General features: G+C 59.5%; 24 protein-coding genes. 18 read left to right on the top strand and 6 right to left on the bottom strand.

Annotated features, from left to right (window positions below):
- The first annotated feature begins 91 nt into the window (after window positions 1-91).
- Window positions 92-946, top strand: a complete 855-nt coding sequence (locus PM04_RS05110) for a D-amino-acid transaminase (RefSeq protein ID WP_038004331.1) — start codon at window positions 92-94, stop codon at window positions 944-946.
- A gap of 79 nt (window positions 947-1,025) precedes the next feature.
- Here PM04_RS05110 and PM04_RS05115 read toward each other — a convergent pair whose 3' ends face one another.
- Together PM04_RS05115 and PM04_RS05120 are read right to left on the bottom strand one after the other, a co-directional pair.
- Window positions 1,026-1,343 carry a DUF1244 domain-containing protein gene (locus PM04_RS05115; RefSeq protein WP_038004333.1) on the bottom strand — a complete coding sequence of 106 codons (318 nt, stop codon included), beginning with the start codon at window positions 1,341-1,343 and terminating at the stop codon, window positions 1,026-1,028.
- A complete protein-coding gene (locus tag PM04_RS05120) occupies window positions 1,336-2,094 on the bottom strand; it encodes an N-formylglutamate amidohydrolase (protein WP_038004334.1) in 759 nt (252 codons plus the stop codon). Before PM04_RS05120 ends, PM04_RS05115 begins: the two co-directional genes overlap by 8 nt.
- 136 nt (window positions 2,095-2,230) lie before the next feature.
- Between PM04_RS05120 and pyk the strand changes: the two genes are divergently transcribed.
- From pyk to PM04_RS05145, 5 genes are all read left to right on the top strand, one after another.
- Window positions 2,231-3,676, top strand: a complete 1,446-nt coding sequence (pyk, locus tag PM04_RS05125) for a pyruvate kinase (RefSeq protein ID WP_038004335.1) — start codon at window positions 2,231-2,233, stop codon at window positions 3,674-3,676.
- Window positions 3,669-3,908, top strand: a complete 240-nt coding sequence (locus PM04_RS05130; RefSeq protein ID WP_038004337.1) for a hypothetical protein — start codon at window positions 3,669-3,671, stop codon at window positions 3,906-3,908. Before pyk ends, PM04_RS05130 begins: the two co-directional genes overlap by 8 nt.
- A 122-nt stretch (window positions 3,909-4,030) precedes the next feature.
- Window positions 4,031-4,231, top strand: coding sequence for a 50S ribosomal protein L35 (gene rpmI / locus PM04_RS05135; protein ID WP_038004338.1), 201 nt, complete (start codon window positions 4,031-4,033; stop codon window positions 4,229-4,231).
- Between the two features lie 15 nt (window positions 4,232-4,246).
- Complete coding sequence (gene rplT, locus PM04_RS05140; protein WP_038004340.1) at window positions 4,247-4,609, top strand: 50S ribosomal protein L20; 363 nt, start codon at window positions 4,247-4,249, stop codon at window positions 4,607-4,609.
- Window positions 4,610-4,777: 168 nt separating this feature from the next.
- Window positions 4,778-5,203, top strand: a complete 426-nt coding sequence (locus PM04_RS05145; RefSeq protein ID WP_234702808.1) for a BLUF domain-containing protein — start codon at window positions 4,778-4,780, stop codon at window positions 5,201-5,203.
- Between the two features lie 129 nt (window positions 5,204-5,332).
- Here the strand turns inward: PM04_RS05145 and PM04_RS05150 are convergent, their stop codons facing one another.
- Window positions 5,333-5,578 (bottom strand): zf-TFIIB domain-containing protein, encoded by a 246-nt coding sequence (locus tag PM04_RS05150; RefSeq protein WP_038004343.1) that lies wholly within the window; start codon window positions 5,576-5,578, stop codon window positions 5,333-5,335.
- A 215-nt stretch (window positions 5,579-5,793) separates the two neighbouring features.
- On the opposite strand from PM04_RS05150, the gene pheS reads away from it, so the two are divergent.
- From pheS to PM04_RS05170, 4 genes are all read left to right on the top strand, one after another.
- A complete protein-coding gene (pheS, locus tag PM04_RS05155) occupies window positions 5,794-6,867 on the top strand; it encodes a phenylalanine--tRNA ligase subunit alpha (protein WP_038004344.1) in 1,074 nt (357 codons plus the stop codon).
- 56 nt (window positions 6,868-6,923) lie between these two features.
- Complete coding sequence (locus PM04_RS05160; RefSeq protein WP_052068207.1) at window positions 6,924-7,130, top strand: hypothetical protein; 207 nt, start codon at window positions 6,924-6,926, stop codon at window positions 7,128-7,130.
- A gap of 131 nt (window positions 7,131-7,261) precedes the next feature.
- Window positions 7,262-9,655: a phenylalanine--tRNA ligase subunit beta gene (pheT, locus tag PM04_RS05165; RefSeq protein ID WP_038004345.1), complete on the top strand. Its 2,394-nt coding sequence runs from the start codon at window positions 7,262-7,264 to the stop codon at window positions 9,653-9,655.
- Between the two features lie 75 nt (window positions 9,656-9,730).
- Window positions 9,731-10,180, top strand: coding sequence for a YtoQ family protein (locus PM04_RS05170; RefSeq protein WP_038004346.1), 450 nt, complete (start codon window positions 9,731-9,733; stop codon window positions 10,178-10,180).
- A gap of 6 nt (window positions 10,181-10,186) precedes the next feature.
- On the opposite strand, the gene PM04_RS05175 is transcribed toward PM04_RS05170, so the two are convergent.
- Entirely contained in the window at window positions 10,187-10,876 is a 690-nt protein-coding gene (locus PM04_RS05175) for a glutathione S-transferase family protein (protein ID WP_038004347.1), read from the bottom strand.
- A 151-nt stretch (window positions 10,877-11,027) separates the two neighbouring features.
- Between PM04_RS05175 and mscL the strand changes: the two genes are divergently transcribed.
- The gene (gene mscL / locus PM04_RS05180; RefSeq protein WP_038005110.1) at window positions 11,028-11,462 is read left to right on the top strand and encodes a large conductance mechanosensitive channel protein MscL; all 435 of its coding nucleotides are present in this window, start codon (window positions 11,028-11,030) and stop codon (window positions 11,460-11,462) included.
- Window positions 11,463-11,534: 72 nt separating this feature from the next.
- Here the strand turns inward: mscL and ald are convergent, their stop codons facing one another.
- A complete protein-coding gene (gene ald, locus PM04_RS05185) occupies window positions 11,535-12,653 on the bottom strand; it encodes an alanine dehydrogenase (protein WP_038004348.1) in 1,119 nt (372 codons plus the stop codon).
- Between the two features lie 159 nt (window positions 12,654-12,812).
- On the opposite strand from ald, the gene PM04_RS05190 reads away from it, so the two are divergent.
- The gene (locus PM04_RS05190) at window positions 12,813-13,268 is read left to right on the top strand and encodes an Lrp/AsnC family transcriptional regulator (RefSeq protein ID WP_038004350.1); all 456 of its coding nucleotides are present in this window, start codon (window positions 12,813-12,815) and stop codon (window positions 13,266-13,268) included.
- 10 nt (window positions 13,269-13,278) lie between these two features.
- Here the strand turns inward: PM04_RS05190 and dnaE are convergent, their stop codons facing one another.
- Window positions 13,279-16,776, bottom strand: coding sequence for a DNA polymerase III subunit alpha (dnaE, locus tag PM04_RS05195; RefSeq protein ID WP_038004351.1), 3,498 nt, complete (start codon window positions 16,774-16,776; stop codon window positions 13,279-13,281).
- Between the two features lie 162 nt (window positions 16,777-16,938).
- Between dnaE and xdhA the strand changes: the two genes are divergently transcribed.
- From xdhA to PM04_RS05225, 6 genes are all read left to right on the top strand, one after another.
- Entirely contained in the window at window positions 16,939-18,330 is a 1,392-nt protein-coding gene (gene xdhA / locus PM04_RS05200; RefSeq protein WP_038004354.1) for a xanthine dehydrogenase small subunit, read from the top strand.
- Entirely contained in the window at window positions 18,327-20,630 is a 2,304-nt protein-coding gene (gene xdhB, locus PM04_RS05205; protein ID WP_038004356.1) for a xanthine dehydrogenase molybdopterin binding subunit, read from the top strand. Before xdhA ends, xdhB begins: the two co-directional genes overlap by 4 nt.
- Window positions 20,627-21,523, top strand: coding sequence for a xanthine dehydrogenase accessory protein XdhC (gene xdhC, locus PM04_RS05210; protein WP_038004357.1), 897 nt, complete (start codon window positions 20,627-20,629; stop codon window positions 21,521-21,523). The genes xdhB and xdhC overlap by 4 nt, the downstream gene beginning before the upstream one ends.
- Window positions 21,520-23,040: an ABC transporter ATP-binding protein gene (locus PM04_RS05215; protein WP_038004359.1), complete on the top strand. Its 1,521-nt coding sequence runs from the start codon at window positions 21,520-21,522 to the stop codon at window positions 23,038-23,040. Before xdhC ends, PM04_RS05215 begins: the two co-directional genes overlap by 4 nt.
- 66 nt (window positions 23,041-23,106) lie before the next feature.
- Window positions 23,107-24,192, top strand: coding sequence for an ABC transporter permease (locus PM04_RS05220; RefSeq protein ID WP_038005113.1), 1,086 nt, complete (start codon window positions 23,107-23,109; stop codon window positions 24,190-24,192).
- Window positions 24,192-25,124: an ABC transporter permease gene (locus tag PM04_RS05225; protein WP_038004361.1), complete on the top strand. Its 933-nt coding sequence runs from the start codon at window positions 24,192-24,194 to the stop codon at window positions 25,122-25,124. The genes PM04_RS05220 and PM04_RS05225 overlap by 1 nt, the downstream gene beginning before the upstream one ends.
- The last annotated feature ends 20 nt before the right edge of the window (window positions 25,125-25,144 follow it).

Raw genomic sequence — 25,144 nt, forward strand, 5'->3', positions numbered from 1 at the left:
TTGCGGCCTTGTGACCCTTTCGGCAAGGCTGGACTTGACGGTCTGGCGCGGGCGGGCACATAACCGTGCGACCCAATCAGGAGGCTTCCCCATGTCCAGAACCGTCTATGTGAACGGGGCCTATGTGCCCGAAGAAGACGCCAAAATTTCCGTGTTCGACCGGGGGTTTTTGTTCGCGGACGGGGTGTATGAGGTCACGAGTGTACTGGGCGGCAAGCTGATCGACTTTGAGGGGCACGCCAAACGGCTCGAACGCTCATTGTCTGAGTTGGACATGCCCGCGCCCTGCACGATGGACGAATTGTTGGAAATTCACCGCGAATTGGTGCGGGCGAATGGGATCGACGAAGGCTTGGTTTACTTGCAGGTCACGCGCGGGGCGGCAGATCGTGATTTTGCCTATCCGGTAGATGCCGCGCCGTCGTTGGTTTTGTTTACACAGTCCAAGCCCGGATTGGCGGCGAACCCTGTGGCGGAAAAGGGGATCTCGGTCATTTCGATCGAAGATCAACGCTGGGGCCGGCGGGACATTAAGACCGTGCAGCTATTGTACCCGTCGATGGGCAAGATGACGGCCAAGGCTGCGGGTGCAGACGATGCGTGGATGGTCGAGGATGGCGCCGTCACAGAGGGCACGTCTAACAATGCATACATTGTTAAGGGCAACACGATTGTAACCCGCCATTTGGGCAACGAAATTTTGCACGGGATTACCCGTGCCGCCGTACTGCGCATGGCACAAGAGGCGCAGATGCAGGTAGAGGAGCGGTCCTTTACACTCGAAGAAGCGGCGGCTGCGGATGAGGCGTTTGTGACCTCGGCCTCGACGTTTGTGATGCCGGTGGTGTCATTGGATGGGGCGCAAATCGGAACCGGTAAGCCTGGGCCTGTGGCTGCGCGTTTGCGTGAGATCTATCTTGAGGAGAGCCTTGCAAAGGCCATCTAGTGCTGCGCTGGAGGAAGCCTCCGGCGGGAGTATTTTGTGAACAAAGGAGGGGGGCGTCGCGGCCCCCCTTTTTGTTTGTTCAGCCGTCTTTATTGGTGACGTTTTCTTTGAAAGATGTTTCGAACGCGGCTTTCTGTTCGGCGGTGGCCTCGGTCTGGTGCTTGGCCTTCCATTCGGACATGGGCATGCCGTAGTAGGTTTCGCGCGCGGCGTCCTTGGTCATCTCGATCCCATGTTCTGCGGCGGCCTCTTGGTACCAGCGCGACAGGCAGTTGCGGCAAAAACCTGCGAGGTTCATCATGTCGATGTTTTGTGCGTCTGGACGGTCTTCGATCAGGTGTTTGCGGAGCCGGCGGAAGGCAGCGGCTTCGATTTCGATGCGGGTTTGGTCATCCATGGGTAGGCTCCTTTAGGGCGGCGCGCGCGTGTTCGAGTAGCGGGGCGAGCCGTATGGCCCATGCCTTTTGTTGCGCGGCTGTTTCGATCAGATCGTTGCGGATTTCGATGAGTGTGTGCAGGCGCCCGGTGCGCAAACCATGCCGGTGCAATGCATCCTCGGGTAGGTGCCCGTGATAGGGTTCATTCACGCCGACGCAAAGGTTTTCCTCGGCGTTTAGGGCAGTGATCAGCGCGCGAGACAGCCTGTCGTCTGTATCAGAAAACAGGACGCTGATTTCCCATGGTCGGGGCGCGCGGCCTTTGAGTTGAGGCGTGAAGGAGTGAATGGCAACGATCGCCGCGTCGGGCGTGGCATTGATCGTTTGTGCCAGCGTGTCGTGATAGGGGCGGTGATAGAGGGCGAGCCTCCGCTCACGTTCTGCCTCGGTGGCGTGGCGGTTGGCGGGTATGATCGAGCCGTCGTAGAGGCGCATCATAAGCGTCGGGTCGTCCTCGCCTCGGTTGGGATCAATCACCAAGCGCGAATAGGTCGACAACACGGCAGGTGCGTTTAGATGCGCAGCCAAGTGTCGGGTAACGCCGGCGGCCCCCACGTCGTAGGCGATATGCCGCCCCATGTCTGTTTCGGGCAGGCCGAGGCAGCCGATTTCTTCGGGGATACGGTTGCTTGCATGGTCACACGTGATAACCCACCGGGCAGTCGCCGGACCAGGAAGCGTTTCGTAAGGCGGGGAGAGGGCTCTTGTCATAGGGCTGATATAAAGGTCTTCTATGGCGGTGACCAGTTGTGCCTGACCCAGACTTCGGGCATTAAAGCGGTAATGTTTGCGCTAACATTTTGATGTGTTGGCCGTGGATGAGACGAAATTAGAAGGAACGAGCAGAATGCGCCGGCATCGGAATGTGAAAATCGTGGCTACTTTGGGGCCCGCATCCAACGACTATCAGACGATTAAGGCGTTGTTTGAGGCGGGCGCGGATGTGTTCCGCCTGAACATGAGCCATGGTGATCATTCTGAGATCCGGGCGCGCCACGCGATGATCCGCGATCTGGAGCGTGATACCGGCCGGCCCATCGCGATCCTTGCGGATTTGCAGGGGCCAAAGCTGCGGTGTGGTGTGTTTGCAGGCGATAGCGCCGAGATCGAGGCCGGTGCACCGTTTCGATTTGATCTGAGCGATGCACCCGGCGATGCGACCCGTGTTCAGCTGCCCCACCCCGAGATTTTTGAGGCCCTTCGCCCTGGTGCCACGTTGCTGGTGAATGACGGCAAACTGCGGCTTACGGTTGATGATTGCGGGCCCGATTTCGCACAATGCACTGTTGTGATCGGTGGTACGATTTCAAACCGCAAGGGCGTGAACGTGCCTGATGTGGTGCTGCCCTTGGCTGCGTTGTCCGAAAAAGACCGCAGCGATCTTGAGTTCGTATGTGAGTTGGGTGTCGATTGGTTGGCGCTGTCGTTCGTGCAGCGCGCGGCCGACGTGGACGAAGCGCGCGACTTGGCAAAGGGCCGGGCCGCACTCCTGTCGAAGATCGAAAAGCCCGCCGCCGTAGAGGCCTTTGAAGAAATCCTTGCCGCGTCAGACGGTATCATGGTGGCGCGCGGTGATCTGGGCGTTGAGCTGCCGGTGCAAGCTGTGCCCCCGATCCAAAAACGCCTTGTGCGTCGCTGCAGGAGCGCGGCAAAGCCCGTGATCGTTGCGACCCAGATGCTGGAGAGTATGATCGACAGCCCCATGCCCACGCGGGCCGAGGTGTCGGATGTGGCGCAGGCCATCTACGAGGGCGCGGACGCAATTATGCTGAGCGCGGAATCTGCCGCAGGATCGTACCCGCTGGAAGCGGTCAGCACGATGAACAACGTGGCTGTTGAGGTTGAAAGCGACCCAACATACCGCGAGATTATTGAGGCGAGCCGCACCGCCACGCGCACCACAACGGCCGACGGCATCGTGGCCGCGGCGCGTGAGATCGCGGAAACCACGGACATCAAGGCGATCTGTTGCTTCACGCACTCAGGTACGACGGCCGTCAAGGTGGCCCGTGAGCGGCCGCGCGTGCCGATCATTGCGTTGACCCCATTCGCCAACAGCGCCCGGCGTATTTGCCTGACGTGGGGCGTGCACACCGTCATCAGCCATGAGGTAGAGCGGTTCAAGCTGGCGGTTGTATCAGCGGTGCGGGCCGCAAAAACGGCGGGCTTTGCGGAGGAGCAGGATCAGGTCGTCGTGACTGCCGGTATCCCGTTCAACCAAGTCGGCTCGACCAACATTCTGCGCGTCGCGCCTTGTGACGAAAAGCTGATCTACGCAGGCGAGGGTGACTGAGCTACCGCCCATCGGCGACCCGGCACTGTTCATCGTTTTGATGACGGTGCTGATGGCGCTGGGGGCATCGAGCGTCATGTCCGGCTGGGCCGAGCGTCGGTTTCCATGGCTTGGCGTGTTGGTCACGATCGTCGCCTCATGCGGGTTTGCATGGGTCGGATCGCAAGAGGGGATCGCGCTGGACACGATCCCGGTGGCCTTTGTGGAAATCCTTGCGCGATTGATCCGGTAGGATCGTGCGCATTGGGCTTGCCAAACCTTCTGCGTCTCCGTAAAGGAGGCGCTCTAATCCGCGAGACCGGCGCAAGTGGCATGCCGAGTCGCGCGGCAACACGTATCCGATAGGAGACCGAAATGCCCAAGATGAAGACGAAATCGAGCGCCAAAAAGCGCTTCAAGATGACCGCCTCCGGGAAGGTCAAAGCTGGTCAGGCAGGCAAACGCCACGGCATGATCAAGCGCACCACCAAATTCATCCGTGACGCCCGTGGCACCACGACCCTGTCCGCTCCTGACGCACGTATCGTCAAGAGCTACATGCCCTACGACCGCTAAGCAGGAGTTCGAGATATGAGCCGCGTTACATCTGGTAAAGTCACCCACGCCCGTCACAAGAAGGTCATCAAGGCCGCCAAAGGTTATTACGGTCGCCGTAAGAACGCCTTTCGGACTGCTACGCAGGCGGTCGACAAAGCGAACCAATACGCCACACGCGACCGTAAGAATCGCAAGCGCAATTTCCGCGCGCTGTGGATCCAGCGGATCAACGCTGCTGTTCGTTCGCACGACGAGAGCCTGACATACTCCAAGTTCATCAACGGTCTGGCGAAAGCTGGAATCGAAGTTGACCGGAAAGTTTTGGCTGACCTCGCCGTTCACGAGCCCGACGCGTTCGGTGCGGTCGTGGACCAAGCGAAAGCCGCATTGGCCTAAGCCGATCTAGTAATAGTTTTTAAAAGGCCCCCGCGGAAACGTGGGGGCCTTTTTGTTTTGTCCAGTTTGAGCAAGACATACGGACAGGACGAGCGTAGGTGTGATACACGGGGCGTCGATCATAGCTGATACCAAGTTCAAGGTTCGGGACGCGCCGATCTGAAAGGAGTGACGATCATCACCGATCTCTCTCAAATAATTTATGTATCTCAGCCCTTCGGATATGATGCGGCCATTCTCAGCAATATTCTGCTCGATGCCCGCCGCTGTAACGAACGTGATGGTGTCACGGGCGCTTTGGTCTGCCGTCACGAAATTTTCCTACAGCTGCTTGAGGGCTCCACCGCAGAGGTTGAGGCAACCTATGCGCGCATCCTCCGTGATGATCGGCATGTGAGCCCTCGCAAACTGGTCTCTCGGTCGATCTCGCGCAGGATGTTTGCGGATTGGGCGATGCTGCATGATCCGGCCAAATCTCTCATTTGGTCCCGACAAGAGATAGCTGATGGAGCGCTGGATAGGGCGACGCCATCCGATGTCATCAAAGTGTTCGAAGCTCTGGCGGAGAATGTGGAGCGGGCAGCAGACACTTAGAAAGCCATTCAAGCTCTTGTTTGGGGCGACTTTGGCTGGGGCATGCGCAATCCACATTCGACTAGCTTCAAAAAAGCTCCCGCACGGATGCAGGCGCTTTTTCGGTGATCAAGCGTGCTGATGCGCTGATTAAAAGTCGAAAATCTCGCTCAAGAAGCTGTCGCGTTTTTTCTTTCTGGGGCGCTCTTCATAGCCTTGGTTGTAACCACGTGGCGGCGGAGGGCTGGCGGTGGCTGCGGCCGGGACGCTGCGTTCGATGATTTTGTCTGACTCGCCGCGATCGAGCCACACGCCACGACACTGCGGGCAATAGTCAATTTCGACCCCATTGCGATCTGACATCATGAGCTGAGTACCGTCTACTGGGCATTGCATAGCGTCTAAGTCTTTTCCAGATTTAGGGTTTGGAGTGGCCCGTACAATGGCATCGGCGAAACCAATATGCGTGCGATAGGGTGGCTAAATCACTGTGAGTGTTAGGGGCATTTGCAGCTTAGCGGTGGGAGCATTCTGAACGCGGCGCGTCCCCGACCCTTGCACCCAACCCCCATCCCCGGTAGCACGCTCATCAGCCAATCCGGAGACGTCTGATGCAAGAGTTGCGCGACACATACCTGACCCAAATCGCGGCCGCCGCCGATGAAGCCGCGCTTGAGGCGATCCGCCTCGCCGCTGTCGGCAAAAAGGGCGAGATCGCTCTTAAAATGCGCGAACTGGGCAAGATGACAGCTGAGGAACGGCAAGTTGCCGGGCCTGCCCTCAACGCTCTCAAGAATGAGGTTAACTCGGCCATCGCCGCCAAGAAGGCCGCTTTGGCGGATGCCGCGCTCGATGAGCGTCTGCGCAGCGAGTGGCTGGATGTGACACTGCCCGCACGCCACGCACGTCAGGGTTCCATCCACCCGATCAGCCAAGTGACCGAAGAGGTCACCGCGATCTTTGCTGACATGGGGTTCTCCGTGGCTGAAGGGCCGCAGGTCGAGACCGATTGGTACAACTTTGACGCCCTGAATATTCCCGGCCACCACCCTGCGCGCGCCGAGATGGACACGTTCTACATGGCGCGTGCGGAGGGTGATGATCGCCCACCCCATGTGCTGCGCACCCACACTAGCCCTGTGCAAATCCGCTCGATGGAGAAACAGGGCGCTCCCATTCGGGTGATCTGCCCCGGTCGCGTGTATCGCGCCGACTACGACCAAACCCACACGCCGATGTTCCATCAGGTCGAGGGTTTGGCGATTGATACCGACATCTCGATGGCGAACCTAAAATGGTGCCTTGAGGAGTTCGTGAAGGCCTTCTTTGAGGTGGACGATGTTGAGCTGCGCTTCCGCGCCTCGCACTTCCCGTTCACCGAACCATCGGCTGAGGTGGATATCCGGTGTTCATGGGAAGGTGGCCAGTTGAAGGTGGGTGAGGGCGATGATTGGCTCGAAATCCTGGGCTCTGGCATGGTCCACCCCAAGGTGCTGCAGGCCGGTGGGATCGACCCGAGCGTCTATCAGGGTTTTGCATTTGGTGTCGGCATCGACCGGATTGCGATGCTGAAATACGGCATTCCCGACCTGCGCGCGTTCTTTGATAGCGACCTGCGGTGGTTGCGGAACTATGGGTTTGCATCGCTGGATGCGCCCAGTCTGCACGCGGGCCTTAGCCGCTAAGGTGACACGCGCCGCCTGACGCCTATGTGTATGGGCATCAGGACAAGGGGCGGGACATGAAGCTGCGCGGATGGTTGGTCACTGGGTTGGTCGTTTGCATCGTGTTAGCGCACGTGGCTTTGTGGCGCTCTGGGATGGACACCTCGACCAAGCTGGCCTTCACCGTTTTGAATGCCATCGGTTGGACCATCGTCCTTGCGCCTATCTTGCTGGTGGACAAATGGCTCGATGCCAAGCGTGGACAAAACCAAGACCGTGATTGATGGCCCGCAAGGGGCGGTCAATCAGACTATTTCCACCGCCCAAGCGGCGCGTTTGTGCAGCAGGTCTTTCCCCTGTGCGGCCAATGGGCTAAGCACGCCGCGACTTGGCTTAAATTCATAAGGCACGCCCCATGAAATTCACGCTCTCGTGGCTCAAAAGCCACCTCGACACCAATGCCACTCTGGATGAGATCGTTTACGCGCTCACGGACCTTGGGCTTGAAGTGGAGGGCGTTGAGGATCGCGGCGCCAAGCTGGCCGATTTTACCATCGGCAAAGTGATCTCAGCCGAAAAGCATCCCGATGCGGATCGCCTGCGCGTGTGTCAGGTCGAAACGGACGAAGGTCTCAAGCAGATCATCTGCGGCGCGCCCAACGCGCGTGAGGGCATCACGGTCGTGGTCGCCAAGCCCGGGGTTTATGTGCCCGGCATTGATATCACGATTGGCGTGGGCAAAATCCGCGGGATCGAGAGCTTTGGCATGATGGCCTCCGAGCGGGAGATGGAGCTGAGCGATGAGCACGATGGCATCATCGAGCTACCCTCCGGTGACGTGGGTGATCGGTTCGTCGATTGGCTTGCGGCAAATGATCCGGCCAAAGTTGACCCCGTCATTGAGATTGCAATCACACCCAACCGCCCAGATGCGCTGGGTGTGCGCGGGATTGCCCGTGACCTTGCAGCCCGTGGCCTTGGTACGATGATCGCACGCGATGTGACGCCTGTGGCTGCGACGTTTGCTGCTGACATGGCCGTTAGCATTGATGACGATACGCTTGATGGCTGTCCGCTGTTTACGGGCCGTCTGATCCGGGGCGTGAAAAATGGCCCTTCGCCGGAGTGGTTGCAGGACATGCTGCGCGCCATCGGCCTACGCCCGATTAACTTCCTCGTCGATGTGACGAACTTTTTCACCTACGATCTGAACCGCCCACTGCACGTGTTCGATGCAGATAAAGTCGCGGGCAACCTGCGGGTGCATCGCGCTGCGGGCGGCGAAGAGATCGTTGCGCTGGACGACAAAACCTACACGCTGCAATCTGGCCAAATGGTCATCTCGGATGACAACGCGGCCGAAAGCATTGCTGGCGTTATGGGTGGCGCAGCCACCGGTTGCTCGGACGAAACGGTCAACGTGTTCGTCGAAAGCGCCTATTGGGATCCGGTGCAAATCGCCTACACCGGGCGCGCTCTCAAGATCAATTCGGACGCGCGCTATCGGTTTGAGCGTGGGATTGACCCGGCCTTTACGGCTGAGGGTCTTGAGCATGCGGTGCGGATGATCGTGGATCACGCGGGTGGCGAGGTGTCTGAGGTGATCAGCGCAGGCGCGGTGCCGGATGTGGCGCGTGCCTACAAACTGGATACCGATCGTGTGCAAAGCCTTGTGGGCATGGAAATCCCCGCGGAGACGCAGCGCGCGACGTTGGAAACCCTTGGCTTTGTGCTGGAAGGTGACATGGCCCATGTCCCATCGTGGCGGCCTGATGTTCGGGGCGAAGCGGACCTTGTGGAAGAGGTTGCGCGGATTGCGTCGCTCACGAAACTTGTGGGCAAGCCGATGTCGCGGGTGGCGGGTGTGCCCAAGCCGGTCCTGACGCCAATGCAGCTGCGCGAGCGCGCGGCGCGGCGCACGATCGCGGCGCTTGGGTATAACGAATGTGTCACCTACAGCTTTATCGACGCGGATGCGGCCAAGGTGTTTGAGGGCGGCACAGACGCGACGAAGTTGGAAAATCCGATCAGTTCTGAGATGAGCCATTTACGCCCCGCGCTGTTGCCCGGGCTGTTGCAGGCTGCGGCGCGCAACCAAGCACGCGGCTATATGGACTTGGCTTTGTTCGAAGTCGGTGCTGCGTTCCAAGGTGGTGAGCCCGGTGAGCAGCACGTATTGGCGACCGGGCTTTTGGTTGGCCATTCCGGCCCCAAAGACCTGCGTGGAGAGCGGCGCGGTGTTGATGTGTTTGACGCGAAAGCGGACGCCGAAGCCGTTCTAAGTGCGATTGGTGCCCCTGCCAAAGTGCAAATCCTGCGCGGTGCGCCCTCGTGGTGGCATCCGGGACGCTCGGGCAAGATGTGCCTTGGCCCGAAAAAGGTCATGGCAGAGTTCGGTGAAATCCACCCCAAAGTGCTGGATGCGCTGGATGTGAAGGGGCCTGCGGTCGGCTTTACCGTCTACCTCGCAGAGCCGCCTTTCCCTAAAGCGAAATCCACCACGCGTCCTGCGTTGAAACTGCGTGATTTGCAGGCGGTGGAGCGTGATTTCGCGTTTGTGGTAGATGCTGAGGTTGAGGCGCTGACGCTGGTGAATGCGGCTGCTGGTGCTGATAAGGCTCTGATCGAAGACGTTCGCGTGTTTGATGAATTCATTGGTGGCGCGTTGGGTGAGGGTAAGAAATCCCTTGCGGTGACGGTGCGCCTGCAGCCCACAGATGCGACCTTGACGGAAAAAGATATCGAGGCCGTGTCTGAGAAGGTGATCGCAAAGGTGTCCAAGGCGACGGGCGGCGTGCTGCGCGGCTGATGCCTGGTTCTGGCTGATGGCGGCGGTGCCTCCGGCGGGGATATTTGTGAACCAAAGAAGCGGAGGAAGTTTGAGATGACGTTGAAGGTTTATTTGTCGGGCGAAATTCATACCGATTGGCGCGAGCAGATCACGGAAGGGGCTGCCGCGTTGGATGTGACGTTTGAGAGCCCGGTGACGGATCACGACGCGAGCGACGATTGTGGTGTCGCGATTTTGGGTGCGGAGCCGAACAAGTATTGGCACGATCATAAAGGCGCGATGGTTAATGCGATCCGGACCCGCAAGGGTATTTCGGATGCCGATGTCGTCGTTGTGCGGTTTGGTGAGAAATACAAGCAGTGGAACGCCGCGTTTGATGCAGGGTATGCTGCAGCGTTGGGGAAATCACTGATCATTCTGCACGGGGCGGAACATCAGCACCCTCTGAAAGAGGTGGATGCCGCGGCGCTTGCGGTGTGTGAAGAGCCGCGGCAAGTGGTTGAAATCTTGAACTACGTGTTAACCGGCAAGTTGCCCGGTTAACGTGCGTTAGCCGTCGCGGTCGGGCACGTTGAGCCCGACTTGCACGGCGGGACGGGCGAGAAATCGCTCAAGATATGCGATAAGGGCTGGGTGGTTATCCCACCCGACAGTGTCCTTTACGCCATAGAAATCGAGCGCGCGTAGCCAAGGCGCGATTGCCATATCAGCGATGGAATACTCCCCTGCAATCCAGTCGCGTGTGCTTAGCTGAGCCTCTAACACTGCTAAAAGCCGCTTGCCTTCGTCGACGTAGCGCTGCCGGGGGCGGTGGTCTTCTATCTGGGCGCCTGCGAATTTGCTGAAGTAACCAAGCTGACCAAACATGGGGCCAAGACCACCCATCTGGAACATGAGCCACTGTGTGATGCGGGCCTTTTCAGTCGGTGTGTTTCCACCGAATTTTCCTGACTTTTCAGAAAGGTACAGGAGGATTGCACCGCTTTCGAATAGTGCGGTTTCGGTTTCGGGATCAATGATCGCTGGGATTTTGTTGTTGGGATTGAGCGCGAGAAACTCGGGGCTTTTGACGTCGCTGTCGGAAAGAGTGACGAGATGCGGTTCGTAAGGGATGCCCATTTCTTCGAGGGCGATGGATACTTTGACCCCGTTTGGCGTGGGAAAAGAATAGAGTTGCAATTTCGACGGATCAGATGTGGGCCAGCGGTTGTTAATGGGGTGATTTGTAATGAACGACATGAGTGTCTCCTTGGGTTGGAACTACACCTAGCCTCTTTTTCTTGGGACAAAAGGCGTGACACCTGTGCGTTTTTGGACAGAGTGGTATGCGGTGGTGTTTGGGGAACACGAACAGCGCCGTTACATTGTGAGCAAAAGGGATAGGGAAAAGATGCTTAACGAATTCAAAGAATTCATTGCCAAAGGCAACGTCATGGACATGGCGGTGGGGATTATCATTGGTGCCGCGTTTACTGCGATTGTGACCTCATTGGTCGGGGATTTGATTAATCCTCTGATTGCGCTCTTTACTGGGGGGATCGATTTCTCGGGTTGGTTCTACTCGCTCGATGGGGAGACATATGCATCCTTGAGCACCGCGCAGGAAGCAGGTGCACCGGTCTTTGCCATCGGGAATTTCATCATGGCAGTGATCAATTTCCTAATCGTGGCTTTTGTTGTGTTCATGTTGGTTAAGACTGTGAACCGCGTGAAAGCTGCTGCGGAAAAAGAGCCTGAGATCAAAGAGGAAGCGCCTAAGGGGCCTTCTGAAATTGATGTTCTTTTGGAAATTCGGGACGCCTTAGCCAAGCAAAAGGCTAGCTGAGCCAAAAGCCAACTAAGCAAAAGGCCCGCCAATCCGGCGGGCCTTTTCTATTTCAACTATGATGTTTCGCAATTAAGCGGCCAAGACCGAGCTTGGATCGACGCTTGCGAGGTTCAGCGCCTCACCCACTGCGGCATAGGTCAGTTTTCCGGCATGCACGTTAAGGCCGTTGCGCAGGTGCGGATCGGCCAGGCAGGCCTCGCGCCAGCCCTTGTTCGCCAAGGCGATCATAAACGGCATCGTGGCATTGCCGAGGGCGATGGTCGATGTGCGGGCAACCGCGCCAGGCATGTTGGCCACGCAGTAGTGCATGATCCCGTCCACGTCATAGATTGGGTCGGCGTGGGTCGTGGCGCGAGATGTTTCAAAGCAACCGCCTTGGTCGATTGCGACGTCCACGATGGCCGCACCCGGCTTCATGGTGGACAATTGTGCGCGCGATACCAGCTTGGGGGCCGCAGCGCCTGGCACGAGAACCGCACCGATAACCATGTCGGCCTCTGCGACCAGCTCGGCGGTGTTCCCGGAGGATGCGTAGCGCGTGCGGAACACAGAGCCGAAGGCATCATCAAGATACCGCATCCGGTCAAGCGACATGTCCAGCACGGTCACATCCGCGCCCATACCTGCCGCGATGCGGGCCGCGTGGGTGCCCACAACGCCGCCACCGATCACGGCTACCTTTGCAGGGCCCACGCCGGGTACGCCGCCCAGCAGGACGCCGCGGCCGCCGTTGGCCTTTTGCAGTGTGTAGGCGCCGACTTGTGGGGCCAAACGTCCCGCCACTTCGGACATGGGCGCCAGCAGGGGCAGCCCGCCACGTGCGTCGGTGACGGTTTCATAGGCGATGCAGGTCGCGCCGGATTTCAGCAGGTCGTGGGTCTGCTCGGGGTCGGGTGCAAGGTGCAGGTAGGTGAACAGAAGTTGGTCCTCGCGCAACATCGCGCGCTCAACCGCTTGGGGTTCTTTGACCTTTACGATCATGTCGGCTGTCGCAAAGATTTCTTCCGCGGTGTCAGCCATGCGTGCGCCAGCGGCCACATAGTCGGCATCTGCAAAGCCTGCGCCTGTACCGGCACCGGCTTGGATCACGACTTCGTGCCCATGACGGACGGCTTCCATGGCCGCAGCTGGCGTCATGCCGACGCGGAATTCTTGGGGTTTGATCTCTGTTGGGCAGCCGATGAGCATTGTGATGTTCTCCCTAAACGCATCGTTGAGTCTCGTTGCTCGCACAATAGGAGAGGCCGAAGGCAATTGCTTTGAATTGATCGGCGTGTCAGGATAGCTAAACGCAAAATTTTTGCGTTATACGTTATTCAATCGGGATCAAATGTTGTGAATGAAGAAATGGACGCAATTGATCGTCGTCTGCTGACATGTTTGCAGCGGGATGGACGAATCTCCATGCAGGCATTGTCCGAGATCGTGCATTTATCCCCCTCCGCGTGCCATCGGCGTATTCAGCGGTTGGAAAAGGCGGGGGTGATCCGGGACTATGTTGCTCTCACGAATGCGCGAAAACTTGGGCGCTCAACCACGGTGTTTGTAGAGATCAGCCTTAGCGGGCAGGCGGATGAGCTGTTGGATCGGTTCGAAAAAGAGGTCGCGTTGATCCCCGACGTGCTGGAATGCCACCTGATGACCGGGCGCTATGATTACTTGCTCAAGGTAGTCGCCAAAGACACTGAGGATTTCGCGCGCATTCACCGGCAATCGCTTGCGCGGCTGCCCGGGGTCGCGCAGTTGCAGTCCAGCTTTGCGCTTAAGACGGTGTTCAAAACCACCGCCATCCCCGTGGATTGAGGTCTAGGCCCTAGACCTCTTCAACCATCGACACACCGGGCAGCGATTTTAGCGCGCCTTTGATTTGGGGCGAAACAGGGAAGGGTTCAGGCAGGATCACCTCCACCTCACCGGGCAGGTCAGGAGCCATCAGGCACAGGTGCACCGGCGCACGCCCTTTGGTTTTGCTTTCGGTTTTCATCCGCTCCAACAGGTTGGCGACAGAGCTCACCGCTTCAGTCTGATCGACGAAAACACGCAGCCCCATGGGGCCTTGGCCCATTTCGACCACGTCATCCACGGGTGTCACACCGCGCGCGAGCAGCTTGAGCTGATCTGCCTCCAACGTGGCCTCAACCTGTACGGTGATACGATTGCCCGTCTCAAGGTGGTCGCGCGATGCCTCAAGCGTGTCTGAGAACATCGTTGCCTCAAACTGACCGGTCGGGTCGCTGAGTTGGATAAACGCAAAGCGGTTGCCCTTGGCGGATTTGCGTTCCTGTCGTCCGGCCACAACACCGGCCATTCGTGCCACCAACGGGCCGCCACGGGTCAAATCCATGATCTCGGCCAAGGTTTTGACGTCCTTGCGACGCAGCGCGGGCATGTAGTCATCCAGAGGGTGCCCGGACAGATAGAAGCCGATGGCCTTGAATTCCTCGGCCAAACGCTCTGCGGGCAGCCAATCGTTCAGCTCACGCATACGCGGTTCGGGCAGGTCGTCGCCCGCCTCCCCAAAGAGCGAGACTTGGTTTGACGCGCGCTGCTCATGGATCGCGGCGGAGTATCCGACCAACCCATCCAGATTGGCCAATACGCGAGCGCGGTTGGCATCGATTTCATCAAACGCCCCAGCCCGCGCGAGCATTTCAAGCGGGCGTTTGCCAACCCGCTTGAGGTCCACACGGCGGGCAAAGTCATACAGCGTGGCAAAGGGTTTGCCATCGCGTCCCTTCACGACAAGCTCCATCGCATCCACGCCGACATTCTTCAATGCGCCCAACCCATAGATCAGGTGCCCCTCCCGGGAGGAGAACCGCGCATCCGAGCGGTTCACGCATGGCGGCACAATCGTCAGGCCAAGCCCGCCCCGTTCGGTGGGCTTGCGGACCTCTTCGGCATAAACCGACAGCTTATCCGTCAGGTGGATATCGCAGTTCATCACACCGGCCATGAACTCAACCGGATGGTTCGCCTTAAGCCATGCCGTCTGATAGCTGACCACCGCGTAGGCGGCGGCGTGCGATTTGTTAAAGCCGTAGTTGGCGAACTTATCGAGCAGGTGCCACACCTCAAGAGCCTTGGCCTTGTCGACGCCATTCTTGGCTGAGCCTTCAAGGAACTTGGGGCGTTCGGCGTCCATCGCCTCTTGGATCTTTTTACCCATCGCGCGGCGCAACAGGTCGGCGCCGCCAAGGCTGTAGCCGGCCATTTCCTGCGCGATCTGCATCACCTGTTCCTGATAAACGATGATGCCCTGCGTCTCATCTAGGATGTGGTCGATCGACGGGTGCAGCTTGTCGCGTTCGCTCTTGCCGTTCTTGACCTCACAGAACTTGGGGATGTTCTCCATCGGGCCGGGCCGGTACAGCGCCACAAGCGCGATGATATCCTCGATGCAGTCGGGTTTCATGCGCCGCAGCGCGTCCATCATGCCGCTCGATTCCACCTGAAACACGGCAACGGTGCGCGCGTCGGAATACAGCTTGTAGCTGGCCTCATCATCCAAGGGGATCGCGTTGATGTCGCCCTCAGTGCCGGGCGCGGGCACGTATAGCTCGGTCCCATCCGCACCAAGGTGAATTTCGCGCCCCTGCGCATGGATGATCTCAATCGCGTTTTCGATCACCGTCAGGGTCTTTAGACCCAGAAAGTCGAACTTCACCAACCCGGCCTGCTCAACCCATTTCATGTTGAACTGGGTGGCGGGCATGTCCGAGCGGGGGTCTTTATAGAGCGGTACAAGCGCGTCCAGCGGACGGTCCCCAATCACAACACCGGCGGCGTGGGTCGACGCGTTCCGCAATAGCCCCTCAACCTGCTGGCCGTAGTTCAGCAAGCGTGCCACGACTTCCTCGTCACGGGCGGCCTCGCGCAAGCGCGGCTCATCGGCCAGCGCCTTTTCGATGGACACAGGCTTCACGCCCTCCACCGGGATCATCTTGGACAGACGATCCACCTGACCATAAGGCATCTGAAGCACCCGGCCCACATCACGCACCGCAGCCTTGGACAGAAGCGCACCAAAGGTGATGATCTGGCCCACTTTGTCCCGGCCATATTTCTCCTGCACGTATTGGATCACCTCCTCGCGGCGATCCATGCAAAAGTCGATGTCGAAGTCGGGCATCGATACCCGCTCAGGGTTCAGGAACCGCTCAAACAGCAGCGAATATCGCAGCGGATCAAGGTCAGTAATCGTTAGCGCATAAGCCACAAGCGACCCCGCGCCCGACCCCCGGCCAGGCCCCACGGCGATGCCCTGATCTTTGCCCCACTGGATAAAGTCGGCAACGATCAGGAAATAGCCCGGAAAGCCCATGCCCTCGATGATGCCCAACTCAAAGTCGAGCCGCGCTTGGTATTCCTCAAGCGTGGCGGCATGGGGGATCACCGCAAGCCGCTTTTGCAGGCCTTCATTCGCCATCCGGCGCAGTTCGGCGACCTCATCATCGGCAAATTTGGGCAGGATCGGGTCACGCTTGTAGGCTTTGAAGGCACACCGCTTGGCGATCTCCAGGGTGTTTTCGATCGCCTCGGGCAGGTCCGCAAACAGGGTGACCATCTCGGACTGCGATTTGAAATAATGCTCCGCGGTTAGCCTGCGGCGGTTAGCCTGCTGATCGACATATGCCCCCTCCGAGATACAGATCAGCGCGTCATGCGCCTCATACATCTCAGTTTTGGGGAAATAGACATCGTTGGTCGCGACCAGCGGTAGGTCGTGGGCATAGGCCAGCTCGACCGTCTCTGCCTCTGTCGGGTGGACACCACCGTGGCGTTGCAATTCAACATACAAACGGGTGCCAAAAGCGGCCTTGAGGCGCGTCAGCAGCGCCTCGGCCTTGGGCATTTGCCCCCCGTCAATCAGCCGTCCCAAGGCCCCATCCGGTCCACCGGTTAGGCAAATCACTCCAGCGGCGTATTTTTCCAACTCATCTACCGTCACCTGCGGCAGCATCTCGGGCCGCTCAAGGTACAGGCATGAGTTCAGCTTCATCAGGTTTTCATAGCCTAGCTCGGATTGCGCCAGCAAAACCATCGGCGCAGGGTTGCGTGGCTTCTGGCCGGGCTCGGCGGGATCATACATCACATCGAACTGACAGCCGATAATCGGCTGCACGCCCGCCTTGCTTAGGCCCTCTGAGGCCTCAAGTGCGGCGAACATGTTGTTCGTATCAGTGATCGCCACGGCAGGCATCTCAGCCATCTCACACAGGCCCGGCAGCTTCTTTAGCCGCACAGCCCCTTCCAAAAGTGAGTATTCCGTGTGCAAACGCAGGTGAATGAATCGCGGTTTTTGTGCCATGCCGCCACCATATGTAGGGTGCGCCCCTTGGAAAAGCGTGAAAGCACTTGCAAGAAGCCCAAACGCCCGCTTTCCTGTGGGCAGTTCCTCCCGCGCTCTCTACGCCGCATCGACAGCGCACGACCGGAGGTCATTAACCGAGTAACGCGGCGGGCATATAATATGGAGATCACGTTTCTTCTGAACGGAGAAACCACCCGGGTTTCGGTAAGCGACCCGACGGTTACACTTCTTGATTGGCTCCGCGAGGACCGCGGCCTGACCGGCACCAAGGAGGGCTGCAACGAAGGCGATTGCGGCGCCTGCACGGTCATGGTGACAGACCCCCAAGGTGCACGCGCATTAAACGCCTGCATCCTGTTTTTACCACAGATCGACGGTAAAACCGTCACAACGGTCGAAGGCCTCGCCGCCCCAGATGGCACACCCCACCCGGCTCAAGACGCCCTCGTTACCCATCACGGCAGCCAATGCGGCTTTTGCACACCTGGTTTCGCGGTCTCGATGGCTACGGCACATGTTAACGGCGCGACGGACCACGACGACCAACTCGCTGGTAACCTCTGCCGCTGTACCGGCTACGCGCCGATCCTGCGCGCCGCCAAATCCATCGAAAACGCCCCCGTTCCCCCCCACATCAAACCTCTCTTTGGTTCCGAAATATCCCAGGGGGAGGCGAATAGCCGGGGGGCAGAGCCCCCATATGCCCACCCCGAAACAATCGATGCGCTGGCCGAGTGGTACGCCGCTCACCCCAAAGGCACCCTCATCGCGGGTGCCACCGACGTCGGGCTGTGGGTGACCAAACAACATCGCTCATTAGGGCCTGTGGCCTTTTTGAACCGTTGTGCAGACCTGCAAGAAATCTCCATTAATGATAGCGAAATCCGGATCGGCGCAGGCGTAACCCTGCGCGATTTACGGCCCGTGATGGCGCGCTACCATCCCGCCTTCGCGGAGATGATCCGCCGCTACGGCTCTGAGCAAGTGCGGGGCGCTGCGACCATCGGCGGCAATATCGCGAACGGCTCGCCTATCGGCGATAGCCCGCCCGCGCTTATCGCGCTTGGGGCCACGTTGCATTTGCGGCACGCAAACACACGGCGCAGCCTCCCGCTTGAGGATTTCTTCATCGAGTATGGGAAGCAAGACCGCGCACCCGGTGAATTTGTCGAGGCTGTCAGCATTCCGCGCCAACCCGACACCCTGCATGTTTACAAGCTGTCCAAGCGGTTCGACCAAGACATCTCAGCAGTGTGCGGTGCGTTCAATTTAGTGATCGAAAATGGCCGTGTTGCCTCCGCTCGGATTGCGTTCGGGGGCATGGCGGGCACTCCAAAGCGGGCCTCGCAGGTGGAGGCTGCTCTCACGGGGCAGCCTTGGACCGAGGCGACCGTTGATGCTGCGATCGACGCCTTCGCGCGTGATTTTGATCCGCTATCTGATATGCGGGCCAGCGCGCAGTACCGGCTGAAATCCGCGCAAAACATGCTGCGGCGGATCATGGCGGAACATTCAGGTCACCGAACCAACGTGTTGGAGGTCCGATCATGAGCGTTGCCAAACCCCTCCCCCACGATGCAGCCGCGCTTCATGTAACGGGTGCTGCGCGCTACGTAGATGACATCCCCACACCCAAGGGCACGTTGCACATCGCCTTTGCCTTGTCGGACGTGGCCCACGGCAGGTTAAACGGCCTGGACCTAACGGCTGCGCGCGCCGCGCAGGGGGTTCACGGCGTTTGGTCAGGCGATGATATTTCGCCCATGCCGGACTGCTCGCCCTCTGTCCATGATGAGCCGCTTTTGTGTACGGGTGAAGTCCAGTTCCTAGGGATGCCGCTGTGTATGGTTGTGGCCGATAGCCACCTGAATGCGCGCAGAGCGGCGGCCTTGGTCTGCGCAGATATCACGCCCGCCCAGGCGATCCTTAGTATTGAGGACGCAATGGCTGCCAAAAGCTGGTTTGACGGCGGTCCGCGGGTTTATGCCCGTGGTGATCTGGATCCGGCCTTAAAAGCTGCACCCCACCGCCTGAGCGGTGCGATTGAGATGGGCGCGCAGGAGCATTTTTACCTTGAGGGCCAAGCCGCCCTCGCGTTGCCGCAAGAGGGCGGCGATATGGTTGTGCACAGTTCAACTCAGCACCCTACGGAAGTGCAGCACAAAGTGGCCCATGCTTTGGGCGTGCCTATGCATGCTGTCCGGGTCGAGGTCCGCCGCATGGGTGGTGGATTTGGCGGTAAAGAGAGCCAAGCCAATGCGCTGGCCATTGCCTGTGCCATTGCCGCCTCCCGCACGGGGCGCCCCTGCAAAATGCGTTATGATCGTGATGACGATTTCATGGTCACGGGCAAACGGCATGATGCGCGGGTCGCTTATGAAGTGGGGTTTGACGATGACGGCAGGCTGCTAGGCGTGCGGTTCACGCATTTCGTCCGGTGCGGCTGGGCGCAGGATTTGAGCTTGCCGGTCGCGGACCGGGCCATGCTGCATGCTGACAATGCCTATTTTCTGCCTGCGGTCGAGATCACGAGTTACCGTCTGCGCACGCATACGCAGAGCGCGACCGCCTTTCGCGGGTTCGGTGGCCCTCAGGGGATGCTTGGGATTGAGCGCGTGATCGAGCATGTCGCCCATCATTTGGCACGCGATCCCTTAGCCGTACGGCGCGTTAATTTTTATGACGAGGCCGGAGGGGCCAGCCCCCCCGGACCCCCCCGGGATATTTCGGAACCAAAGAGAAATACTACGCATTATGGGCAGGAGGTGTCTGATTTCTGTCTAGGTGGGTTGGTTGCTGACCTTGAGGGTCGGGCTGGGTATGGGGCACGCCGCGAGGCGGTGGATGCGTGGAATGCGCGTGAGCCGATCTTGAAGCGTGGTCTTGGTTTGACGCCGGTGAAATTTGGGATTTCGTTTACTCTGACGCATCTCAATCAGGCGGGTGCCTTGGTGCATGTGTATCAAGATGGTTCGGTGCATTTGAACCATGGTGGAACGGAGATGGGGCAGGGATTGTTCCAAAAGGTGGCTCAGGTCGCTGCGCACCGATTTGGTGTTGGTCTTGAGGCAATCAAGATTACCGCCACCGATACCGGCAAGGTGCCAAATACTTCGGCAACTGCGGCCTCTAGCGGGTCTGACCTGAATGGGATGGCGGTGCAGGTGGCGTGTGACAAGATCAAGGCTGCGATTGTAGATTGGTTGGGTGATCCGCAGGCGCGGTTTGTGGATGGTATGGTTATCGCTAAGGGCGAGGCGCGGCCTTTTGCGGAAGTGGTGAATGCGGCCTATCAAGCGCGTGTGCCGCTGTCGGCGACTGGGTTTTACAAGACGCCTGATATCGCCTGGGATCGGGACAAGGGGCAGGGGCGGCCGTTCTATTACTTTGCCTATGGGGCGGCTTTGACGGAGGTCGTTGTTGATACGCTGACCGGTGAGAACCGCATTTTGCGCACGGATATTGTGCATGATGTCGGGGCGTCTTTGAACCCTGCGCTGGATGTGGGGCAGATTGAGGGCGGGTTTGTGCAAGGCGCAGGTTGGCTCACGATGGAGGAGTTGGTGTGGGATGACGCGGGGCGGCTGCGCACCCATGCGCCCTCAACCTACAAAATCCCTGCCGCTAGCGACCGGCCCGCTGAGTTTAACGTGCATCTGTGGGATGGGGCCAACCGTGAGGACACGGTGTATCGATCAAAGGCTGTTGGGGAGCCGCCTTTTATGCTGGGCATGTCCGCCTTGATGGCGCTGTCGGATGCGGTGGCCGCCTGTGGTGATCGTTTTCCTGCGTTGGACGCACCCGCCACGCCGGAGCGGTTGTTGGCCGCGATTGAGGCCGTCCGGGCATGAGTTTCGACCTTGAGGCGTTGCAAGCCGCACTGGCCCATGCGGGCCGGGTCGTGCGGGTGGTTGTTACGGACGTGCGCGGCTCGGCGCCGCGTGAGGTAGGGGCATCGATGCTGATCTGGTCGGGCGGGCAGTCCGGCACGATTGGCGGGGGGCAGTTGGAATGGGACGCGACAGAGATTGCGTTGCAAACCCTGCGCGATGGGACGCCTCGAGTGCGGCGCTTTGCGCTGGGTCCGGAGCTAGGACAATGTTGTGGTGGGGCGGTGCAGATCGCTGCGGTGCTTTATACGCCCGAGAGTGTGCCTGCCCCGGGGATTGTTGCCCAGCCGCTGGAGACAGGCGTTGTGCGTCCGGCCGCGCCACTTGCTCTGCCCGGCATCAAGGGTGGGTGGTTTTTCGAGAGCACTGATGCCCCCGCCACACCCGTCTGGATTTATGGCGCGGGTCACGTGGGGCGGGCGATTGTTGATGTGTTGAGCCTACAGCCGGGATTTGGCGTGATGTGGGTTGATACCGGCGTCGATCGCTTTCCCGAGGCGCCCAAGGTTCGCTGTTTGCCAGCGCAGGACCCGGCGCGAGCGTTGGGGTTGGCGCCCAAAAACGCCCATCACCTGATCTTGACGTATAGTCATGCGATGGACCTCGCACTGTGTCATGCGGCGCTGGGCCACGGGTTTGCGAGCGCGGGGCTTATCGGGTCGCAAACAAAATGGGCGCGCTTTCGCAAACGTTTGCGCGAATTGGGGCATGCTGAGGATGCAATTGCCCGAATTACTTGCCCGATTGGGGATCCAAAGCTGGGACGGCACCCGGAGGCCATTGCGCTTGGCGTTGTCGCTGGCCTAATCTATGCCGCGGCGGCGCACCCGGTCGCAGCAGAGGAATTCACATGAGCCAAACGCCCCTTCTTGACCTGAGCGGTCTGCGCAAGGCCTATCCCGGCGTTGTGGCCAACGACGACGTAACCTTTGCGATCCAGCCCGGTGAGGTACACGCGCTTTTGGGCGAAAACGGTGCGGGCAAGTCCACGCTGGTCAAGATGATTTACGGGCTTGTACGCCCTGACGCGGGGACGATGATGCTGAACGGCACGCCCTTTTCCCCGCCCGAACCGCGTGCCGCACGGGCGGCTGGTGTGGCGATGGTGTTCCAGCATTTTTCGCTGTTTGAGGCGCTGAGCGTGGCGGAGAACGTAGCGCTCGGGATGGAGAACCCGCCCAAGCCGAGCGCGCTTGCTGCGCGGATCACGGAAGTGTCGAACACCTATGGTCTGCCACTGGACCCGAACCGTCGGGTTGGTGACCTGAGCGCGGGGGAGCGTCAGCGGGTCGAGATCATCCGTTGCCTTCTGCAAGACCCGCGTCTGTTAATCATGGATGAGCCAACCTCGGTTCTGACCCCGCAGGAGGTGGATATCCTGTTCGCGACCTTGCGCAAGTTGCGTGCGGAGGGGACGGCGATCCTGTATATTTCCCACAAGTTGGAGGAAATCCGCAGCTTGTGTGATGCGGCGACGATCCTGCGGTTGGGCAAGGTCGTGGCCCGGTGCAATCCACGCGAAAAGACGGCCTCGGAGCTGGCTGAGTTGATGGTGGGCACCTCGCTTAAGCCGCCCAAGAGCGGTGGCGCTGCGCCCGGTGACATCATCCTGAAGGCCCAAGACCTGTCGATGCCAAGTGCAAGTGCGTTCGGAACACCGCTGCGCAATATCTCATTTGAGTTGCGGCGCGGTGAAGTGCTGGGCATTGGCGGTGTGGCGGGCAACGGGCAGGATGAATTGCTGATGGCCCTATCGGGGGAGCGGAAGCTGCCCCAAGGGTCGCTCTATTTCGAGGGCGAAGACATCGGTACGCGACCCGCTGATATGCGCCGCCGGATCGGCGTGCTGAGCGCGCCAGAGGAACGGCTGGGCCACGCGGCAGCCCCGAACATGAGCCTTACGGAAAACGCAGCCCTAACGGCGGCGCGGCGGCAGGGCATGCTGTCACGCGGGTTTGTGAACTGGGGCGCTGCAAAGGGATTTGCCGAAAAGGTTATTGGCGCCTTTGACGTGCGTACGCCGGGGCCAGGTGTGGCTGCGCGTGCCCTTTCGGGCGGAAATTTGCAGAAATTCGTGATTGGCCGTGAGGTCATGCAAGCGCCTGAGGTCTTGATCGTGAACCAGCCCACTTGGGGCGTGGATGCTGCGGCTGCGGCCTTTATCCGGCAGTCAATGCTCGACTTGGCCGCGAAGGGAACGGGCGTGGTGGTTATCAGTCAGGATCTTGATGAATTGATGGAAATATCCGACCGGTTCGCGGCCCTCAATGAAGGCCGCTTGAGCGCGGAGGTGCCCACGGGCGACCTGACCATGGAGAAGATCGGATTGATGCTAGGTGGCGCGCAGACCACCGCGATGGAACAGGCGTGAGGCTGGGAATTTGAGTATTTTTGGAACAAAGGAGCGGCCGGGTCGTTTTGTGTTGGAGTGCTGGGCTTGATTTGGCTTGAGAAGCGCCCCGCGCCGAGCCGCACTTGGTCGGCGGCCAGCCCGATCGTGGCCGTTTTCCTGACGCTGATTGCGGGCGGCATCATGTTCGCCATTTTGGGCAAGAACCCGTTTGAAGCGCTGCGCACGATCTTTTGGGACCCGCTGTTTCATGAGCAATTCGCATCGTTTTCGCGGCCGCAATTGTTGGTAAAAGCGGGGCCGTTGATCTTGATTGCCATCGGGCTTTCGTTCGGGTTCCGTGCTGGAATTTGGAACATCGGCGCCGAGGGGCAGTACATCATGGGTGCCATCGTCGGCGCGGCCGTTGGGTTGGCGCTGTACCCTTCGGACTCGGTCCTGATCTTTCCGCTGATGGTGGTGGCCGGCGCGCTGGGCGGCTGGGCTTGGGCGATGATCCCGGGGCTTTTGAAGGTGCGCTTTGGGACCAATGAAATCCTTGTGTCGTTGATGTTGGTCTATGTGGCCGAGAATATCCTAGCCTCCGCCGCAGTTGGGTGGTTGAAAAACCCCGATGGCGCTGGATTTCCCGGCTCTCGGAACCTGAGCCAGTGGGAGGCCTCTGCCAACCCCGAGTTGATCGCAGGCACAGGGGCGCATTGGGGTGTCATGGCAGCGGTGATCGCGGTGGTTTTCGCCTATGTTGTCTTCACCAAGCACATCCTTGGGTTCCATATCCGTCTGTCAGGCGAGGCGCCGCGCGCGGCCCGGTTCGCGGGCGTGAACCCGAGCTTGTTGGTTCTGGTGTGCCTTGGGCTATCGGGGGCGCTTGCGGGGCTTGCGGGGTTGTTTGAGGTCACGGGGCCTGCGGGGCAGATCGGCATCGATTTTAACGTGGGCTACGGGTTTACCGCGATTATCGTTGCGTTCCTTGGGCGGCTTCACCCGATTGGGATTTTGCTTGCGGGGCTGTTGATGGCGCTCACCTATATCGGTGGCGAGCTTGCATCCTTTATGCTGTCGATCCCGGGGGCGGCTATTCAGGCGTTTCAGGGGATGTTGTTGTTTTTCCTTTTAGGGGTGGATGTGGCCACGCATTACCGTGTGCGGTTTGGCCGGAAAGGTGTCGCGTAATGGACCTGTCTTCCATCAATTGGCTTCTTTTGCTGGCCTCTCTCATGGTGGCGGCGACGCCAATTTTGTTGGCCGCCGTTGGTGAACTGGTCGTCGAAAAGGCTGGTGTGCTGAACCTTGGGGTTGAGGGCATGATGATCATGGGCGCGGTCTGCGGCTTTATCATCGCGGTCGAAACCGGCTCTGCGCCGCTGGGCTTTGTGGCGGCGGCTGCGGGGGGCGCGCTTTTGTCGATGCTGTTTGGGGTGCTGACGCAGTTCTTGATGTCGAACCAAGTGGCGACGGGCCTTGCCCTGACGCTGTTTGGTCTGGGGCTGTCGGCGTTGATGGGCCAAGGCTACATCGGGATCAAGGCGCCGGGCATTGGAAAGCTGGACCTCGGGCCGCTGTCGGACCTGCCGGTGCTGGGCACCATCCTGTTCCGCCACGACGCCATGGTCTATGCGTCCATCGCTATCGTCATCGCGGTATGGGCGTTTTTGAAATTCACGCGCGGAGGCCTGATCCTGCGCGCAGTCGGCGAGAGCCATGATGCGGCACACGCACTGGGTTACAACGTGATCCGCGTGCGGCTGATGGCGATTGCCTTTGGCGGCGGCTGTGCGGGCCTTGGCGGCGCTTACCTGAGCCTTGTGCGCGTGCCCTCATGGACCGAAGGCATGACAGCGGGTGCGGGGTGGATCGCGCTGGCAATTGTGGTATTTGCCAGCTGGAAGGCGGGTCGGATTATCGTGGGTGCCTATCTTTTTGGCGGAATCACGGTTTTGCAGCTCAACCTTCAGGCCGCAGGGGCCAAGATTCCTGTAGAGGTCTTGTCCATGTCGCCTTACCTCATAACTATCATCGTGCTGGTCGTGATCTCGGCGGACCGAAAACGCGCGGCGCACAACGCACCAGCCGATCTTGGCAAATCATTCCATGCCTCTCACTAGGGGCACATCCAACAGGGGGA

Source organism: Thalassobacter sp. 16PALIMAR09 (assembly GCF_000765485.1).
Classification (GTDB): Bacteria; Pseudomonadota; Alphaproteobacteria; order Rhodobacterales; family Rhodobacteraceae; genus Thalassobacter; species Thalassobacter stenotrophicus.

Excerpts from the sequence above, each read along its gene's own strand:
- mscL (WP_038005110.1), top strand. The coding sequence starts at position 11,028 with ATGCTTAACGAATTCAAAGAATTCATTGCCAAAGGCAACGTCATGGAC.
- rplT (WP_038004340.1), top strand. The coding sequence starts at position 4,247 with ATGAGCCGCGTTACATCTGGTAAAGTCACCCACGCCCGTCACAAGAAG.
- PM04_RS05225 (WP_038004361.1), top strand. The coding sequence starts at position 24,192 with ATGGACCTGTCTTCCATCAATTGGCTTCTTTTGCTGGCCTCTCTCATG.
- PM04_RS05150 (WP_038004343.1), bottom strand. The coding sequence starts at position 5,578 with ATGCAATGCCCAGTAGACGGTACTCAGCTCATGATGTCAGATCGCAAT.
- xdhA (WP_038004354.1), top strand. The coding sequence starts at position 16,939 with ATGGAGATCACGTTTCTTCTGAACGGAGAAACCACCCGGGTTTCGGTA.
- PM04_RS05170 (WP_038004346.1), top strand. The coding sequence starts at position 9,731 with ATGACGTTGAAGGTTTATTTGTCGGGCGAAATTCATACCGATTGGCGC.
- dnaE (WP_038004351.1), bottom strand. The coding sequence starts at position 16,776 with ATGGCACAAAAACCGCGATTCATTCACCTGCGTTTGCACACGGAATAC.
- PM04_RS05120 (WP_038004334.1), bottom strand. The coding sequence starts at position 2,094 with ATGACAAGAGCCCTCTCCCCGCCTTACGAAACGCTTCCTGGTCCGGCG.
- PM04_RS05115 (WP_038004333.1), bottom strand. The coding sequence starts at position 1,343 with ATGGATGACCAAACCCGCATCGAAATCGAAGCCGCTGCCTTCCGCCGG.
- PM04_RS05190 (WP_038004350.1), top strand. The coding sequence starts at position 12,813 with ATGGACGCAATTGATCGTCGTCTGCTGACATGTTTGCAGCGGGATGGA.
- pheS (WP_038004344.1), top strand. The coding sequence starts at position 5,794 with ATGCAAGAGTTGCGCGACACATACCTGACCCAAATCGCGGCCGCCGCC.
- PM04_RS05215 (WP_038004359.1), top strand. The coding sequence starts at position 21,520 with ATGAGCCAAACGCCCCTTCTTGACCTGAGCGGTCTGCGCAAGGCCTAT.
- PM04_RS05175 (WP_038004347.1), bottom strand. The coding sequence starts at position 10,876 with ATGTCGTTCATTACAAATCACCCCATTAACAACCGCTGGCCCACATCT.
- rpmI (WP_038004338.1), top strand. The coding sequence starts at position 4,031 with ATGCCCAAGATGAAGACGAAATCGAGCGCCAAAAAGCGCTTCAAGATG.
- PM04_RS05110 (WP_038004331.1), top strand. The coding sequence starts at position 92 with ATGTCCAGAACCGTCTATGTGAACGGGGCCTATGTGCCCGAAGAAGAC.
- xdhC (WP_038004357.1), top strand. The coding sequence starts at position 20,627 with ATGAGTTTCGACCTTGAGGCGTTGCAAGCCGCACTGGCCCATGCGGGC.
- ald (WP_038004348.1), bottom strand. The coding sequence starts at position 12,653 with ATGCTCATCGGCTGCCCAACAGAGATCAAACCCCAAGAATTCCGCGTC.
- PM04_RS05160 (WP_052068207.1), top strand. The coding sequence starts at position 6,924 with ATGAAGCTGCGCGGATGGTTGGTCACTGGGTTGGTCGTTTGCATCGTG.
- xdhB (WP_038004356.1), top strand. The coding sequence starts at position 18,327 with ATGAGCGTTGCCAAACCCCTCCCCCACGATGCAGCCGCGCTTCATGTA.
- pyk (WP_038004335.1), top strand. The coding sequence starts at position 2,231 with ATGCGCCGGCATCGGAATGTGAAAATCGTGGCTACTTTGGGGCCCGCA.
- pheT (WP_038004345.1), top strand. The coding sequence starts at position 7,262 with ATGAAATTCACGCTCTCGTGGCTCAAAAGCCACCTCGACACCAATGCC.